A 14,739-nucleotide genomic window follows, 5' to 3' on the forward strand; every position below is an offset into this window, starting at 1 on the left:
AGCCCGATCCCCGACACCGAGCCGATCGGCACAATCACCCCGGTACCGGGGGCGACAATGGAGCGGTGAACGAGTTCGATCCGACGACGATCCTGCCCGACGCACTGCTGGAGCGCTTCCGCGAGCTCGCGGCGGCGCACGACCGGGAGAACACCTTCCCCCACGACGACCTGGCCGAGCTGCGCGCCATCGGGTACACCGCGATCCTCGTGCCGCGTGAGCTGGGGGGCGGCGGGCTCGGCCTCGTCGAGGCATCCATCCTTCAGCAGCGCCTGGCCGCCGCCGCGCCCGCGACGGCCCTCTCGGTCAACATGCACCTCATCTGGACGGGCGTGGCAAAGGTGCTCGCCGACCGCGGCATCGACAGCCTGCGCTTCGTGCAGCAGGGCGCCGCGGCCGGCGAGGTGTTCGCGTTCGGGATCAGCGAGGCGGGCAACGACCTCGTGCTGTTCGGAAGCGATACGGATGCTGCGCCCCGGCCGGACGGATCGTACGCCTTCACCGGGACGAAGATCTTCACGTCGCTCGCCCCGGTCTGGACGCAGCTGGGTCTGCACGGCCTGGACACGACGTCGCCGGACGGGCCGAAGCTCGTCTACGCGTTCGTCCCCCGCAGCGATGCGGTGGTCACCCGCGACGACTGGGACACGCTGGGCATGCGCGGCACGCAGTCCCGCACGACCGAGCTGCACGGCGCGGTCGCCCCCGTCGATCGCATCGTGCGCCGCGTGCACCCCGGCCCCACCCCGGACCCGATCGTCTACGGCATCTTCAGCGTGTTCGAGCTGCTGCTGGCCTCGGTGTACACCGGCATCGCGCGCCGCGCCCTCGACCTGGCCGTCGAGACGGCGCACCGGCGCTCGTCGAAGAAGACCGGTCGGGCGTACAGCCAGGACCCCGACATCCGCTGGCGCATCGCCGACATGGCGATGGCCTACGACGCGCTCCCCCCGCAGCTGGCCGCGCTGTGTCTCGCGGTCGACGACCGCACACCGCCGGATGAGCGCTGGTTCTCGTACATGAGCGGCGTCAAGCATCGTGCCGTCAGCATGGCCAAGCAGGTGGTCGACGACGCCATGCTCGTCGCCGGCGGCTCGTCGTACTTCACGCGGTCGGAGCTGTCGCGCCTGTACCGCGACGTGCTCGCCGGGCTGTTCCATCCGTCCGACCCGGAGTCGGCGCACGGGACCGTGGCGACCGCGTGGCTGGGCCCGATCGAAGACTGAGCAGGATTCGGGGAGCGCACCGGCTGTGATGTCTCTAGCGTGGACGATATGAACGCTGCAAAGGAATCCACCTCCGTCTTCTCGGCTGAAGAGCGTGCTGCCATGAAGGAGCGCGCTGCCGAGCTCAAAGCGCAGAAGTCCGGGCCGAAGGGAACGAAGGCGCAACGCGATCTGCAGGCATGCCTGGATGCGATCGCCGCGCTCCCCGATGACGAGCGCGTCATGGCCGAGCGCATCCACGCGATCGTCGCCGAGGTCGCCCCGCAGCTGCAGCCGAAGACGTGGTACGGCTTTCCCTCGTACGCGCGCGACGGCAAGATCGTCGTGTTCTTCTCCCCCGCGTCGAAGTTCAAGACCCGGTACTCGTCGCTCGGCTTCGAGGAAGCTGCGCGTCTGGACGACGGCGACATGTGGCCGGTGGGCTTCGCGCTCACGAAGGTCGGCGATGCCGAGGCCGCCCGCATCACCGAGCTCGTGAAGCGCGCCGCCGGCTGACCGATCGGGCGTGCGGCCCGTGCGAGGATGACCGCATGGCCCGCACGTCCACTGCCCTGCTGAGTCCGGCCGACCGCGAACGCCTGCGAGGGCTGCGCTTCATGAAGGGCATCGCCCTGGCGGCCCTCGTGCTCATGGCGGTCGTGTTCGTGATCGCCTTCGCCCTCGAGGATCGGGCACCGTGGCTGGCGTACGTGCGCGCAGCCGCCGAGGGTGGCATGGTGGGCGCACTGGCGGACTGGTTCGCGGTCACGGCGCTGTTCCGGCATCCGCTGGGCATCCCCATCCCGCACACCGCGATCATCCCCAAGCGCAAGGACGAGATCGGGCGCACCCTCGGCGAGTTCGTCGAGACCGAGTTCCTGTCCGGCCCTATCGTGCGCACCAAGCTCGAGTCGATGGATGTCGCCGGCCGCCTCGGCACCTGGGTCACCGAGGAGGCGCACGCCGAGCGCGTCGTCGAGGAGGCGTCGGCGATGGCCGCCGGCGTGCTGCGCGCGCTCAGCGACGACGAGGTGCAGGAGGTCATCGCGGAACTCGCCCGGGAGAACCTGCTGGTTCCCGACTGGGGACCGCCGGCCGGTGCGTGGCTCGAGCGGGTGCTCGCCTCGGAGGCGCACCGTCGGGCGGTCGACCTCGCGATCGACAGCGTCACGGGCTGGCTGCATGCGAACCGGGCGGCGTTCGAGGGGCTCGTCTCGCGCCGACTGCCGTCCTGGGTGCCGGGTATCGCGCAGCGCCTGGTCGACGACACCGTCTACAAGGAGGCACTGCGGTTCGCCGACGCGGTCGCCGCCGACCCGAAGCATCCTGCCCGCCGGGCACTCGACGACTATCTCGCCCGCCTGGCCGACGGTCTGCAGCACGACCCGGCGACCATCGGCCGCCTCGAGGACGCCAAGCGCGCCGTGTTCGACAGCCCACGGGTGCGGGACCTGGCCGCAGAGGCGTGGGAGGCCGCGAAGAGCGGGCTGCTGACCGCGCTCGCCGACCCGCGAAGCGGACTGCGGCTGCACGCACGGGACGCCCTCAGGGAGGCCGGACGGCGCCTTCAGACCGACGACGCGCTGCGGGCGCGTGTGAACACGTGGGTGACGGACTCCGCCGCGTTCCTCGTCGACCGCTACCGCCACGACATCGCCAGCATCATCACCGACACCGTCGAGCGGTGGGACCCCGACGAGACGACGCAGAAGATCGAGCTGCAGGTGGGGCGCGACCTGCAGTACATCCGGCTCAACGGCACGATCGTCGGCGCGCTAGCGGGCATCGTCATCTTCGCCGTCGCGCACGCGGTCATGGGCTGAAGACGAATGCGGTCCCGGGAATGACAAGGGGGCTTCCCGAGACCGCATCCCACTCCCGGGCAAGGCACGAGAGCTCGCCTCCGCGCGTGTCGCATCGCGGGGTGATCCGATACGCGCGGGGCGAGATCAGCAGCCGCACACCCCAGATGCACGGCGCTCCCTCCGTTCCTACCCTGCGCAGCGATCCACGTCCCAGCGTCACCCCGATATATCGGTTTCGATTCCGCATCGCACGGTAACGTCGTGATCATGAGCCTGTCGCACGATCCTCTGTGGCCACGGGCCGGCGACTGGCCCGCCGCGCACACGGTGCCCGGGTCGCTGGACGCCGCCGTCATCGGCATCCCGACCCACCTCACCTCGCTGTCCGCCACTCGTGCGGGTGAGACGCCGGCGGCCGTGCGCGACGCCGTCCGCCGATACAGCCCGGTGTTCGTCATCGACGGGCGCCCGCACGACGTGTCGACGCTGACGGTTGCCGACGGCGGCGACGTGATCGCGCCGGACGGCCACGGAGAGGACGCCGCGACACGCGCCGTCGCCGAGCTCGCGGCACGCGCGGGTCTGGTGATCGCCATCGGCGGCGACAACGCCGCTACGGTGCCGGTCGCACGCGGTGCCGCCGCGACGGGCCTGATCACCCTCGATGCGCACCACGACCTGCGCGACGGCGTGTCGAACGGCTCGCCGGTGCGACGCCTGCTCGAGGACGGATCAGGTCTCGACGGATCGCGTACCGTGCAGATCGGGATCGCCGACTTCGCCAACTCGTCGGCCTACCTGCACCGCGCCCTCGACCTGGGCATCACGGTCATCACCCGCGACGACGTGCGCCGCCGCGGTGCGCACGACGTCATGGCCGAAGCCCTCGAGATCGCCGGTGCCGGCGACGGCCGCGTGCACCTCGACATCGACGTCGACGTCTGCGACCGGTCGGTCGCCCCTGCGTGCCCGGCGAGCGTGCCCGGCGGCCTGCAGGCGTGGGAGCTGCGGGCGCTGGTCCGCCAGGCCGGCGCCGACCGTCGGGTGGTCGGTGCCGACATCGTGGAGGTGGATGCCTCGGCCGACGCTCCCGACGGGCGCACGGTGCGCCTGGCGGCGCTGTGCGTGCTCGAACTGCTCGCGGGGCGGACGGCATGATCCGACTCGCACTCGTGCGTCACGCCACGTCGGACTGGGGTGACGCAAGCCTCGCCGACCACGACCGCCCACTCAACCCGCGCGGACTGCGCGATGCCCCGCGCATGGCGCAACGACTGGCCGACACCGGCTTCGCGCCGCAGGCGATCATCGCCAGCACGGCGATGCGCGCGGCCACGACGGCCGACTTCTTCTGCGGGCCGTTCCAGGTGCCGATCGAGTTGCAGGACCGCCTCTACGGGGCACCGGCGTCGCTGCTGCTGCGGGCGGCAGCCGAGCGCGGAGCGCGATCGGTGATCGTCGTCGCGCACGACCCGGGGATGAGCGTGCTGGCCGGTGAGCTCTCCGGCGGTGCCATCGCCCACATGCCCACGTGCGCGGTCGCGACCTTCGCATGGGACGAGGACGACTGGGACATCGCGACCGCGATCGACCCGCTGTCGTGGACGTTCGAGACGCCCCTCGACGTCGTGGGCTAGAGCCGCACACCGTCCTTCACGACGGCGGAGACGAGCGGCACCCCAGGCCGGTACGCCAGATGCACGCGCGTCGGCGCGTCCAGCAGCACGAGATCCGCGCGGGCACCGGCGGCGACGACACCGACGTCGTCGCGGCGCAGCGCCCGTGCCCCGCCCGCGGTGGCGGCCCATACCGCCTCGTCGACGGTCATCCCCATCTCGCGCACCGCCAGGGCGACCATGAGCGGCATCGAGCTCGTGAAGCTCGAGCCCGGGTTGCAGTCGCTCGCCAGCGCCACCGTGACGCCCGCGTCGAGCAGGCGGCGGGCGTCGGGGTACGGCTGGCGGGTCGAGAACTCCACCCCGGGCAGCAGCGTCGCCACGGTGTCGCTCGTGGCCAGTGCCGTGACGTCGTCGTCGCTGAGGTAGGTGCAGTGGTCGACCGAGCATGCACCGAGGTCGACGGCGAGCCTGACCCCTTCGCCGAACCCGAGCTGGTTGCCGTGGACGCGCGGCCGCAGCCCGCGCGCGATGCCGGCGGTGAGGATGCGGCGGCTCTCCGCCGCCGTGAAGGCACCGGTCTCGCAGAACACGTCGATCCACCGGCTGTGCGGCGCACAGGCGTCGAGCATCTCACCGCATACGAGGTCGACGTAGGCGGCGCGGTCGTCGGCGTACTCCGCGGGGACGACATGCGCACCGAGCAAGGTGACCTCGGGCGTCACCTCGGCGGCGATACGCGCCAGGCGCTCCTCGTCGGCGACGGTCAGCCCGTAGCCCGTCTTGACCTCGAAGGTCGTCGTCCCCTGCCGGTGCAGTTCGGCGGTGAGGCGCGTCAGGTTCGCGCGCAGCTCGTCGTCCGACGCGGCGCGCGTCGCAGCCACCGTCGTTCGTATGCCGCCGGCCGCATACGGCTGGCCGGCCATGCGGGCAGCGAACTCCGGGGCGCGATCTCCCGCGAAGACGAGGTGCGTATGCGAATCGACGAACCCCGGGATGACGGCGTGGCCGCCGGCATCCAGGGTCGTGTCGCCGGTCGGCGCCGCGGCGGCCCCGCCCACCCAGGCGATGCGGTCGCCCTCGATGAGCACCGCGGCGTCGTGCAGCGTGCCGCACGGGTCGCCGTCGGCAGCGACGTTGGTCGTCAGTTCGCCGATGTTCGTCAGCAGGGTCGTCGTCATGGCATCGGCACCTTCAGCCCGCGCACGCGCGCCACCTCGCGTGCCCGCTCGTAGCCGGCGTCGACGTGACGCATCACACCGGTGCCCGGGTCGTTGATGAGCACACGCTCGAGCTTGCGCGCGGCCAGCTCCGATCCGTCGGCCACCGTCACCTGCCCGGCGTGGATGGAGCGGCCGATGCCGACACCGCCGCCGTGGTGCAGCGACACCCAGCTCGCCCCGCTCGCCGTGTTCAGTAGGGCGTTCAGCAGCGGCCAGTCGGCGATCGCATCCGACCCGTCGGCCATTGCCTCGGTCTCGCGGTAGGGGCTGGCGACCGAGCCCGAGTCGAGGTGGTCACGACCGATCACGATCGGGCCAGACAGCTCGCCGGAGGCCACCATCTCGTTGAACTTCAGGCCCGCCAGGTGGCGCTCCTTGTACCCGAGCCAGCAGATGCGCGCGGGCAACCCCTCGAAGTGCACCTTCTCGTCGGCCTGCGACAGCCACCGGCGCAGCGGCGCGTCGTCGGGGAACAGCTCCATGACCGCGCGGTCGGTCGCGGCGATGTCGGCCGGGTCGCCCGACAGGGCCACCCAGCGGAACGGGCCCTTGCCCTCCGCGAACAGCGGGCGGATGTACGCCGGCACGAAGCCGGGGAACGCGAACGCCCGGTCGAAGCCACCCAGCTCGGCCTCGGCGCGGATCGAGTTTCCATAGTCGAACACCGCGGCACCGGCATCCTGGAACCCGACCATCGCCGCGACGTGCGCCGCCATCGATGTGCGCGCCCGCGCGGTGAACGCCTCGGGGTCAGCGGCCGCGGCATCCCGCCACTGGTCGACGCTCAGCCCGATGGGCAGGTAGGCGAGCGGATCGTGGGCGCTGGTCTGGTCGGTGACGATGTCGATCGGAACCCCCCGGCGCAGCAGCTCGGGGAAGACCTCGGCGGCATTGCCGACGACTCCGACGGAAAGTGCCTCGCCGACGTCTTTGGCGGCGAGGACGCGTGCCACGGCCGCATCCAGATCGGTCGTGTACTCGTCAAGGTAGCCCCGCTCGACGCGCCGGGCAAGCCGGGACTCGTCGACATCGACGATGAGCACCGCTCCCCCGTTGAGGGTCACCGCGAGCGGCTGCGCCCCGCCCATGCCGCCGCATCCGGCGGTCAGGGTGAGCGTGCCAGCGAGGGATTCGCGCCGCAGGCTACGGGCGACGGCCGCGAAGGTCTCGTACGTGCCCTGCAGAATGCCCTGCGTGCCGATGTAGATCCACGAGCCAGCGGTCATCTGCCCGTACATCGTCAGGCCGAGCTCTTCGAGACGGCGGAACTCGGGCCATGTCGCCCAGTCGCCCACGAGGTTCGAGTTCGCGATGAGCACGCGCGGCGCCCACTCGTGCGTACGGAACACGCCCACCGGCTTGCCGGACTGAACGAGCAGCGTCTCGTCGGGCTCGAGCTCGTCGAGCGTGCGCACGATCGCGTCGTACGCCGCCCAGCTGCGGGCGGCCTTGCCGGTGCCGCCATAGACGACGAGGTCTTCGGGGTGCTCGGCCACATCGGGGTCGAGGTTGTTCATGAGCATGCGCTTGGCGGCCTCGGCACCCCAGCTCTTCGCGGTGCGCTCCGGTCCGCGTGGGGCGCGGACGGTGCGGGTCTCGGTGGTCATGATGTGCTCCTCTTACGGTCGGCTGACAGTCGGCCTATCAATCTGCGAAATCAGGAGTTCTGGCTCACACAGGACGAACTCACGGGGAACCATCCTGACCCGGCGAAAACACCTGATCTGGGCAATGCTGATCCGGAGAAGCCTGCTGACGCCAAAACTCCCGATCTGGGGATGCCTGATCCGCAGAAGGGCGCCCGAAGGCCGCGGCGGCCACGGCGCCCGACAGCACCAGGGCGGTGACGGTCTCGATATCGGGCGACAGGAAGTGGTCGGGGCCGGGACCCGCCACCCCGGCGGCACGCACCAGGTCGCGCACGGCGCCCGTGCCCGGGCCCGGCTGCAGAGGTTCGCGCAGGTCGAGGGCCCTCGCGCCGGTGATGATCTCGACGGCCAGCACCTGTGCCAGGCCATCGACCGCGCGGCGCAGTTTGCGCCCGGCCGCCCAGCCCATCGACACGTGGTCTTCCTGCATCGCCGACGAGGGGATGGAGTCGACGGATGCCGGCACCGCGAGGCGCTTGAGCTCCGACACGATGCCGGCCGACGCGTACTGCGCGATCATGAGGCCCGAGTCGACCCCCGCCTCGTCGGCGAGGAACGGCGGCAGCCCGTGACTGCGGGTCACGTCGAGGGCCCGGTCGGTGCGGCGCTCCGAGATCGAGGCGGCGTCGGCCACCGCGATGGCGAGAAAGTCCAGCACGTAGGCGATCGGCGCCCCGTGGAAGTTGCCGTTGGACTGCACTCGCCCGTCCGTGGTGATCACGGGGTTGTCGACCGCGGCGGACAGCTCACGCACGCCGATCGTGCGCGCGTGAGCGGCGGTGTCGCGGGCGGCGCCGTGCACCTGTGGCGAGCAGCGCAGTGAGTACGCGTCCTGCACCCGCTTGTCGCCGGGCCCCTTGTGCGAGGCGACCAGGGGCGAGTCACCCAGCAGCATGCGCAGGTTCGCTGCGGACGCACTCTGACCCGTCTGCGGTCGCAGCGCCATGAGGTCGGCGGCGAACACGGCATCGGTGCCGAGCTGACTCTCGATCGACATCGCGGCGGCGATGTCGGCGGTGTCGAGCAGCGTGTGCAGATCGTGCACGGCGAGCAGCAGCATCCCGAGCATGCCGTCGGTGCCGTTGATCAGGGCAAGCCCCTCCTTCTCCTCCAGGACGAGTGGGGAGATGGATGCTGCGCGCAGCGCGTCGGCGGCGGTGACGCGCTCCCCCGCGACGCGGACGTCGCCCTCGCCCATCGCTGCCAGCGCGACATGGGCGAGCGGGGCGAGGTCGCCGGAGCAGCCGAGCGAGCCGTACTCGCGCACGATCGGTGTGATGCCGGCGTTCAGCATCGCAGCGTAGGTCTCGACGACGACCGGCCGCACCCCTGTGTGCCCGGTGGCGAGCGTCTGCAGGCGCAGCAGCTGCAGCGCGCGGACGACCTCGGTCTCGACCTCGGCACCCGTGCCCGCGGCGTGCGAGCGGATCAGGCTCGCCTGAAGCTGACGGCGTCGCTCGGGGGCGATGAAGGTCGTCGCCAGCGCACCGAACCCCGTCGAGATGCCGTAGTGCGGGTTCGGGTCGTCGGCGAGCGATTCGATCAGCGCGCGGGTCGCGGTGATCCGCTCGAGCGCCTGGGGGTCGAGCAGGACGCGGGCATGACCGCGGGCGACGGCCACGACGTCGTCCGGGCTCATCGGGTCGGCTCCGACGACGACGGGTGCGGGGGTGCTCATCCTTCGATTCCACACCGTCTCGATCGCGTGCGGCAGGGGTTTGTGGCATCCTGTGTCTGTGATCCCAGACAGTCGCCCGCGGGTGCCCGCCTCCGATCAGACACTGCGCATCCTCACGTTCCTGGCCCGCCAGCGCAGCCCCGCGCCCGCACGCGCCATCGCGACCGCACTCGACCTGCCTCGCTCGACCGTGTATCACCTGCTGGCGACCCTGCAGCAGCACGCCTTCGTCGTGCACCTGCCCGAGGAGCAACGGTGGGGTCTGGGCATCGCCGCGTTCGAGCTCGCCGGCGGCTATGCGCGTCAAGAGCCGCTCGCCCGCCTCGGCCGGCCCATCCTCGCCGACCTCGTCGACCGGGCACGGGAGAGCGCTCATCTGGCCGTCATGCACGGCCGCGATGTGCTCTACATCGTCGAGGAGCGCGCACCGCGACGCCCCGCGCTGATCACCGATGTGGGCGTGCGGCTTCCCGCGCACCTCACTGCGACCGGCCGCGCGATGCTCGCCACGCTCCCCCGGGAGCAGGTGCGGGCGCTGTACCCGGATGCCACGGCGTTCGCCGACCGTACGGGCCGGGGTCCACGGCGACCCGGCGAGCTGCGCGAGGTGCTGCGTGAGGTGCGTGTGCGCGGCTGGGCGACGGAGGACGGTGAGGTGACACTCGGATTGCGCTCGATGGGTGTCGTCGTGCGCGACCACACGGGATGGCCGGCGGCGGCGATCGCCGTGACCTGGCCCGCCGACGCCGAACCGCCCGACTCCGCACTCGCCACGAGCGCGGCGCGCGAGCTCGAACGCCGTATCGGACGCGTCGACCCGCGGTGATATCTGACAGGGTGTTGCAGATTCACGCGGATCCGCGCATTCTGAAGTCCCTTCACCTGCAGCTGCCACGTGCGCGCCGGCCGAGTTGCGCTCGCTCGTCGAGCAGATCGAGGCCCTCGTACGCACGACTCACGCGCACAGCGGACGTTCGCAGCACAGGATTCCTCGCCGCGCTACGGCTCCGCAGACTGCGCGGCGCACATGTCGTGATCCTCGTCTCGAGTGTTGCGCAGGGCATGTTCCTCGTGCTGTTCGTCCTGTTCGCGCTCGGTCCGCTGCAAGGGTCCGACGCCGACGTCGGTCTGCTGCCGCTGCTCGAGGTGCAGGGCGTCCTCTACCTGCGGCGGCGCGATCGCGCTGCGGCGGCTCCCCCGCGTCGAGCGTGCGCCGCGAGAGGGAGCGCTTGCCGGCTCCCCGACCAGTAAGCGCTGCGCAGATCAGTCGACCTTGTCGACCGTTCCGTTCGTGAGGGCGATGAGCTCGTCATAGGTGAGCGGGAACACGGTGTGCGGCGTGCCGCCGGCAGCCCAGACCTCGGGGAAGGCGGCGAGGGCCTCGTCGACGACGGTGGTGAGCGGCGCGGGGTGTCCGGTGGGCGCGACGCCTCCGATCGCCTGACCTGTGGCATCCCGCACCTGCTCGGGGGTGGCACGCGCGATCTTCCCGCGGCCCAGGCGCTCGGCGAGTGCAACCGTGTCGACGCGGTGTGCTCCGCTGGTCATGACCAGCAGCGGCTCGCCGTCCGACCAGAACACCAGGCTGTTGGCGATCGCCCCGACCTCCACACCCAGCGCGGCGGCGGCCAATGGCGCTGTCGAGGCTGCATCTGGGAGTACCACGATCTCGCCGGTGATCCCCGCCGCCCGCAGAGCATCGTGGACGATTCGGCTGCGAGCGGGAAGGTGCGCGGTCATGCGCTCCAGCGTAGACGTTCTCACCTCTCGGCTTGATCATTCACCGCGCGGGTGATGCAATGGCCACGGATGCGGCAACGCCGCCGCTTCCGCAGCGCACGGCCCACAAGGCTCGCCGAGGAAGAGAAGCAATGTCGCACACTCTGCCACTGCCCGACTTCACCCATGAACGCGTCGAGGTGATCACCGGTCCGCGCAGCGGCCTGTTCCTCGCCGTCGCCCTGCACTCATCGGTGCTCGGCCCCGCCCTCGGCGGCGCGCGGCTGTGGACCTACCCGCACTGGAGCGACGCTCTCGGCGACGCCTTGCGCCTCTCGGCCGCCATGACTCTGAAGAACGCCGCGGCCGGTCTCGACGCCGGTGGCGGCAAGTCGGTGATCTGCCTGCCCCCGGGCACGACGCTCGACGCCGATCGCCGACGCGCCGCGTTCCTCGACCTGGGCGACGCCGTGGAGTCGATCGGGGGCCAGTACCGCACGGCCGAGGACGTCGGCTCGACCACCGGCGACATGCTCGTGGTCAGCGAGCGCACCGCACACGTCGTGGGCCTGCCCGACTCGGTCGGCGGCTCGGGCGAGCCCGCCGGACCCACCAGTCTCGGGGTGTACGAGTCGCTGCGCGCGACGATGGAGCGCGTGACCGGCTCACCGGATGTCGCCGGCCGCCGTATCACGATCTCGGGCCTGGGCCAGGTCGGCAGCCGCCTCGCGGTGCGTCTGTCGGTCGAGGGCGCCGAGCTCACGGTCACCGATGCCAACCCGGCCAAACGCGATCTCGCGGCCGAGCTCGGTGCGGCCTGGGTGCCGCCGGGCGAAGAGCACCTCGTCACCGCGGACGTGTTCGTCCCGGCCGGCATCGGCGGGATCCTCACCGACGAGGTCATCGACGCCCTCGAGACGAGAGCCGTGTGCGGTCCGGCGAACAACCCGCTTGCCCGGCGCGACGGCGCCCTGCGCCTGGCCGAACGCGGCATCCTGTACGCCCCCGACTTCGTGGTCAACGCGGGCGGCGTGATCTACCTCGATCTCGAGGCGAAGCAGCTCGGCACCCGCGCCGAGACGATGGAGCGCGTGTCGCAGATCGGCGACACGGTGCGCCGCGTGTTCGACGAGGCCGAGAGCCACGGCGTCACGCCGCTCGCGGCCGCCGAAGAGCTGGCCGCAGAGCGCCTCCGCAAGGGACGGCGCCAGGCGAGCTCAGCCGTCTGACGCGGCGCCGGCCGACACGTCCACGCGGTCGCGCCAGCCGAACAACGCCAGCGCGCCGCCGGCCAGCACTGCGACGACCCTGATCCTCGTTCAGTGCCCGCTTCGCCGAACTCGTCGGTGGAGCACCCATCGCGTATCTCACCCGCTGGCGCATGAACATCGCCAGACCACGCTCTGGTCGGCGCGTCAGCGGAACCAAAGAAACGACCTCGAACACGCCTCACGGACGACGAAGTGGACGCTATGCGAACAGCCCGCGCGCAAGGCATCAACGTCACCAACCAGCGGGCACATCCGCTGGCCGCCTATGGGCGATTCCTACTGGCCGTTGACACTCATCGCATCGGCGGAGTCCACTGGCAGGGAACAGATGAGCACTGAGCCCGAGCCTACGAAGACTCCGAGAGAACGATCCGTGCGATCTTGGCCGGGTTGCGGGCTGCGCTCATGCGGTATGCGGCGGCGATCATCGCCGGACGCTGCGCGGAAACTCCTGAACGAGATCGATCGTGCTCACACTCAGACCTCAGCCGGCACCGAGGCTGGCTCGGGGTAGCGCGGAACCGAGCGACCACGGCGTTCCCCGCGCATCCAGACCAAGGTCATACGACAGATTGCCTCCTTGATGACACCACCGAGCCAACCACCCACAGCGAAACGGCGCTCGGAGTCGTCTGGACGAACTAGCTGGGCACGTCCTGACCTACCGCCATAGTCGACGAACTGCATGACATATCCGTGGACGAAACGATCCGGTGCGCGTCCTTCGTCGACTGCGGCGACAATGTTGGCGGCATGTGAGCCCATCGGAAGAGCGGTGGCGCATGCAGGCCGCAAGTGCGTGGCCCGCTCATCGTCGATAAATACCGCATCCCCCGCCCCGAAGATCGCTGCATGCCCGGGAACACGGAGGGTTGCGTCGACCACAAGGCGACCGTCCGCAGTTGTCGGTAGCCCGGAATCTGCTGCCAGGGTGGGGACGGAGAAGCCAGTGGTCTCCACGACGAGACGCGTCCGATCGGCACCGATCGTATCGAGATTCACCCGCTCCCCAGTGCGCACCGTCACGCCGAGGCGGCTGAGGCGGTCCAGATGCGCCTGACCGGATGCTGTGTCGTCCATCGACGAGGAGGTGATGACCTCGACCGTGCGGCCCGACACCGCCAGCACGGCGGCCAACTCGACACCGGTCAATCCCGCCCCGATCACGGTGACCGGCGCATCGGGTCGACCGCGCAATTCGTCGCGGAAAGCCAACGCCCGCGCCTCATCGGTGATCTGGTGTGCCCCGGTCGCTCGGGGTGCCCCCGAACCGACCGCGTAGATCAGAAAATCAGCGTGGAGGACACGCCCCGAGGCTAATTCCACCGACACCGGAGCAGATGTTTCTGTGTCGATTCGCGTGGCCAAGTCGATGACGATGGCCACCTGGGGGTGGAGCAGTTCAACCAGTGGGACCCGGGCATGCTCGTGGAGGTCGGCAGCCACCCGGTGCAGGCGAATTCTCTCAACAAAGTAGGGGTACTACGTGACGAGGCTGACCCTGTTCCCCCGTGCTGCGAGGCGATTTGCGGCCGCAACCCCCGCGTATCCTGCTCCAACAACGATCGTGTGACTCATCTGCCCGCTCTCTGGTCATAGTGTGCTCTCCTGGTGGAACACCCTCCTAAAGAAAGACACCACTCGAGGTGGATCTGTGACAGGAATCGGTCCGCGGGCTGCTTTCCAACCAACCCGTCGTGCCGTTCCCGTCGCGATCGCGGAACGTCTCGTTGCCGATTCGAACGCCCCCATCACGATCAGCGACATCACCCATCAGCGAATCGCCGACGATGTCGATATGGCATCCGCGCGAGCCTCGCAGACGTGAACCACAGCCTCAGCGAACACAGCGAACACCACACCGGTGGGCGGACGTTCCTCCACGACTCGCTCCGGCTACTGACCGATGCGCACTGCGCCGACCAGCACTCAGGCGACACCGGCCGGCGGATCGCAAACCACGCGTTCTGCACACGGCTCGACATCACCGACGACGAACATTTACCGCCCACACTCGCAGAACCCTTGCCACCATCTTCCGCGAAGCACACGACAGCGGCGACGAAGGCAAGGAAGCGGGGACTGTCCGACGAGCAATGAAGATGTTCTTGACGGCTTCGGCCGGAGCTGACCTGCTGACGGTCCTATAGATGTCAAGTGAGTCCGAGGTCGGTTTTGAGGTGGTGGTAGACCTCTCGGGCGATGAAGCGTTTGAGGCACCGGAGGATGTCCTTCTTCGACAGGCCCTCCGTCAATCTTCGATGCGCGTAAGCGATCGTCGGCTCGTGGTAGCGGAGGCGACAGACGGCGATCATGTGGAGCGTGGCGTTGGCCTGTGGATCGCCGCCCCGGTGCAGGCGCATTCGTTGGGTCTTGCCGGAGGAAACCGGGATGGGGGCGACGCCGCAGAGCCGCGCGAACGCGGCTTCGGAGTGCAACCTGTCGATGTTCTGGCCGGCCGTGATCAGTAGCTGAGCAGCATGCCCAGTGCTGATCGCAAGCTTCGAGAGCAGAGTGGGCGTCGTTCGAGCGACGAGGTCCTGCAACACGACGTCGACGTTACGGATCTCGGC

At 70.1% G+C, this 14,739-nt stretch carries 16 protein-coding genes; 9 read left to right on the top strand and 7 right to left on the bottom strand.

All coding sequences use genetic code 11. The annotated features are described in order from the left end of the window. Positions 1-65 precede the first annotated feature (65 nt). The 5 genes from ACK5IN_RS07825 to ACK5IN_RS07845 all read left to right on the top strand — a co-directional run bounded on the left by ACK5IN_RS07825 (position 66) and on the right by ACK5IN_RS07845 (position 4,647). Positions 66-1,226 carry an acyl-CoA dehydrogenase family protein gene (locus ACK5IN_RS07825; protein WP_416895633.1) on the top strand — a complete coding sequence of 387 codons (1,161 nt, stop codon included), beginning with the start codon at positions 66-68 and terminating at the stop codon, positions 1,224-1,226. A 102-nt stretch (positions 1,227-1,328) separates the two neighbouring features. Further along, positions 1,329-1,721 carry an iron chaperone gene (locus ACK5IN_RS07830; protein WP_416895634.1) on the top strand — a complete coding sequence of 131 codons (393 nt, stop codon included), beginning with the start codon at positions 1,329-1,331 and terminating at the stop codon, positions 1,719-1,721. Positions 1,722-1,756: 35 nt separating this feature from the next. Continuing rightward, the gene (locus tag ACK5IN_RS07835) at positions 1,757-3,028 is read left to right on the top strand and encodes a DUF445 domain-containing protein (protein ID WP_416895635.1); all 1,272 of its coding nucleotides are present in this window, start codon (positions 1,757-1,759) and stop codon (positions 3,026-3,028) included. Between the two features lie 249 nt (positions 3,029-3,277). Then, entirely contained in the window at positions 3,278-4,168 is an 891-nt protein-coding gene (locus tag ACK5IN_RS07840; RefSeq protein ID WP_416895636.1) for an agmatinase family protein, read from the top strand. Then, a complete protein-coding gene (locus tag ACK5IN_RS07845) occupies positions 4,165-4,647 on the top strand; it encodes a SixA phosphatase family protein (protein ID WP_416895637.1) in 483 nt (160 codons plus the stop codon). Before ACK5IN_RS07840 ends, ACK5IN_RS07845 begins: the two co-directional genes overlap by 4 nt. On the opposite strand, the gene hutI is transcribed toward ACK5IN_RS07845, so the two are convergent. The 3 genes from hutI to hutH all read right to left on the bottom strand — a co-directional run bounded on the left by hutI (position 4,644) and on the right by hutH (position 9,176). Next, a complete protein-coding gene (gene hutI / locus ACK5IN_RS07850) occupies positions 4,644-5,807 on the bottom strand; it encodes an imidazolonepropionase (protein WP_416895638.1) in 1,164 nt (387 codons plus the stop codon). The two genes, ACK5IN_RS07845 and hutI, sit on opposite strands and share 4 nt — an antisense overlap. Continuing rightward, positions 5,804-7,456, bottom strand: coding sequence for a urocanate hydratase (gene hutU, locus ACK5IN_RS07855; RefSeq protein ID WP_416895639.1), 1,653 nt, complete (start codon positions 7,454-7,456; stop codon positions 5,804-5,806). Before hutU ends, hutI begins: the two co-directional genes overlap by 4 nt. A gap of 79 nt (positions 7,457-7,535) precedes the next feature. Continuing rightward, positions 7,536-9,176: a histidine ammonia-lyase gene (hutH, locus tag ACK5IN_RS07860; protein WP_416895640.1), complete on the bottom strand. Its 1,641-nt coding sequence runs from the start codon at positions 9,174-9,176 to the stop codon at positions 7,536-7,538. A 52-nt stretch (positions 9,177-9,228) separates the two neighbouring features. Here hutH and ACK5IN_RS07865 point away from each other — a divergent pair, with 52 nt between their 5' ends. Both ACK5IN_RS07865 and ACK5IN_RS07870 read left to right on the top strand, forming a co-directional pair. Beyond that, positions 9,229-10,002, top strand: a complete 774-nt coding sequence (locus tag ACK5IN_RS07865; RefSeq protein ID WP_416895641.1) for an IclR family transcriptional regulator — start codon at positions 9,229-9,231, stop codon at positions 10,000-10,002. Positions 10,003-10,208: 206 nt separating this feature from the next. Beyond that, a complete protein-coding gene (locus ACK5IN_RS07870; RefSeq protein ID WP_416895642.1) occupies positions 10,209-10,427 on the top strand; it encodes a hypothetical protein in 219 nt (72 codons plus the stop codon). Positions 10,428-10,439: 12 nt separating this feature from the next. Here the strand turns inward: ACK5IN_RS07870 and ACK5IN_RS07875 are convergent, their stop codons facing one another. Then, a complete protein-coding gene (locus tag ACK5IN_RS07875; RefSeq protein ID WP_416895643.1) occupies positions 10,440-10,916 on the bottom strand; it encodes a YbaK/EbsC family protein in 477 nt (158 codons plus the stop codon). Between the two features lie 131 nt (positions 10,917-11,047). Between ACK5IN_RS07875 and ACK5IN_RS07880 the strand changes: the two genes are divergently transcribed. Further along, complete coding sequence (locus ACK5IN_RS07880; RefSeq protein ID WP_416895644.1) at positions 11,048-12,124, top strand: Glu/Leu/Phe/Val dehydrogenase dimerization domain-containing protein; 1,077 nt, start codon at positions 11,048-11,050, stop codon at positions 12,122-12,124. Positions 12,125-12,643: 519 nt separating this feature from the next. On the opposite strand, the gene ACK5IN_RS07885 is transcribed toward ACK5IN_RS07880, so the two are convergent. After that, positions 12,644-13,612, bottom strand: a complete 969-nt coding sequence (locus ACK5IN_RS07885) for an NAD(P)/FAD-dependent oxidoreductase (protein ID WP_416895645.1) — start codon at positions 13,610-13,612, stop codon at positions 12,644-12,646. Positions 13,613-13,648: 36 nt separating this feature from the next. Next, the gene (locus ACK5IN_RS07890) at positions 13,649-13,744 is read right to left on the bottom strand and encodes an NAD-binding protein (protein WP_416895646.1); all 96 of its coding nucleotides are present in this window, start codon (positions 13,742-13,744) and stop codon (positions 13,649-13,651) included. A 246-nt stretch (positions 13,745-13,990) separates the two neighbouring features. Here ACK5IN_RS07890 and ACK5IN_RS07895 point away from each other — a divergent pair, with 246 nt between their 5' ends. Continuing rightward, positions 13,991-14,266, top strand: coding sequence for a hypothetical protein (locus ACK5IN_RS07895; protein ID WP_416895647.1), 276 nt, complete (start codon positions 13,991-13,993; stop codon positions 14,264-14,266). Positions 14,267-14,319: 53 nt separating this feature from the next. On the opposite strand, the gene ACK5IN_RS07900 is transcribed toward ACK5IN_RS07895, so the two are convergent. Beyond that, positions 14,320-14,739 (bottom strand): transposase (locus ACK5IN_RS07900; protein ID WP_416895648.1); only part of this gene is annotated, 420 nt, incomplete at its 5' end.

It is taken from the genome of Microbacterium sp. (assembly GCF_047971895.1).
Taxonomy (GTDB): Bacteria; Actinomycetota; Actinomycetes; order Actinomycetales; family Microbacteriaceae; genus Microbacterium.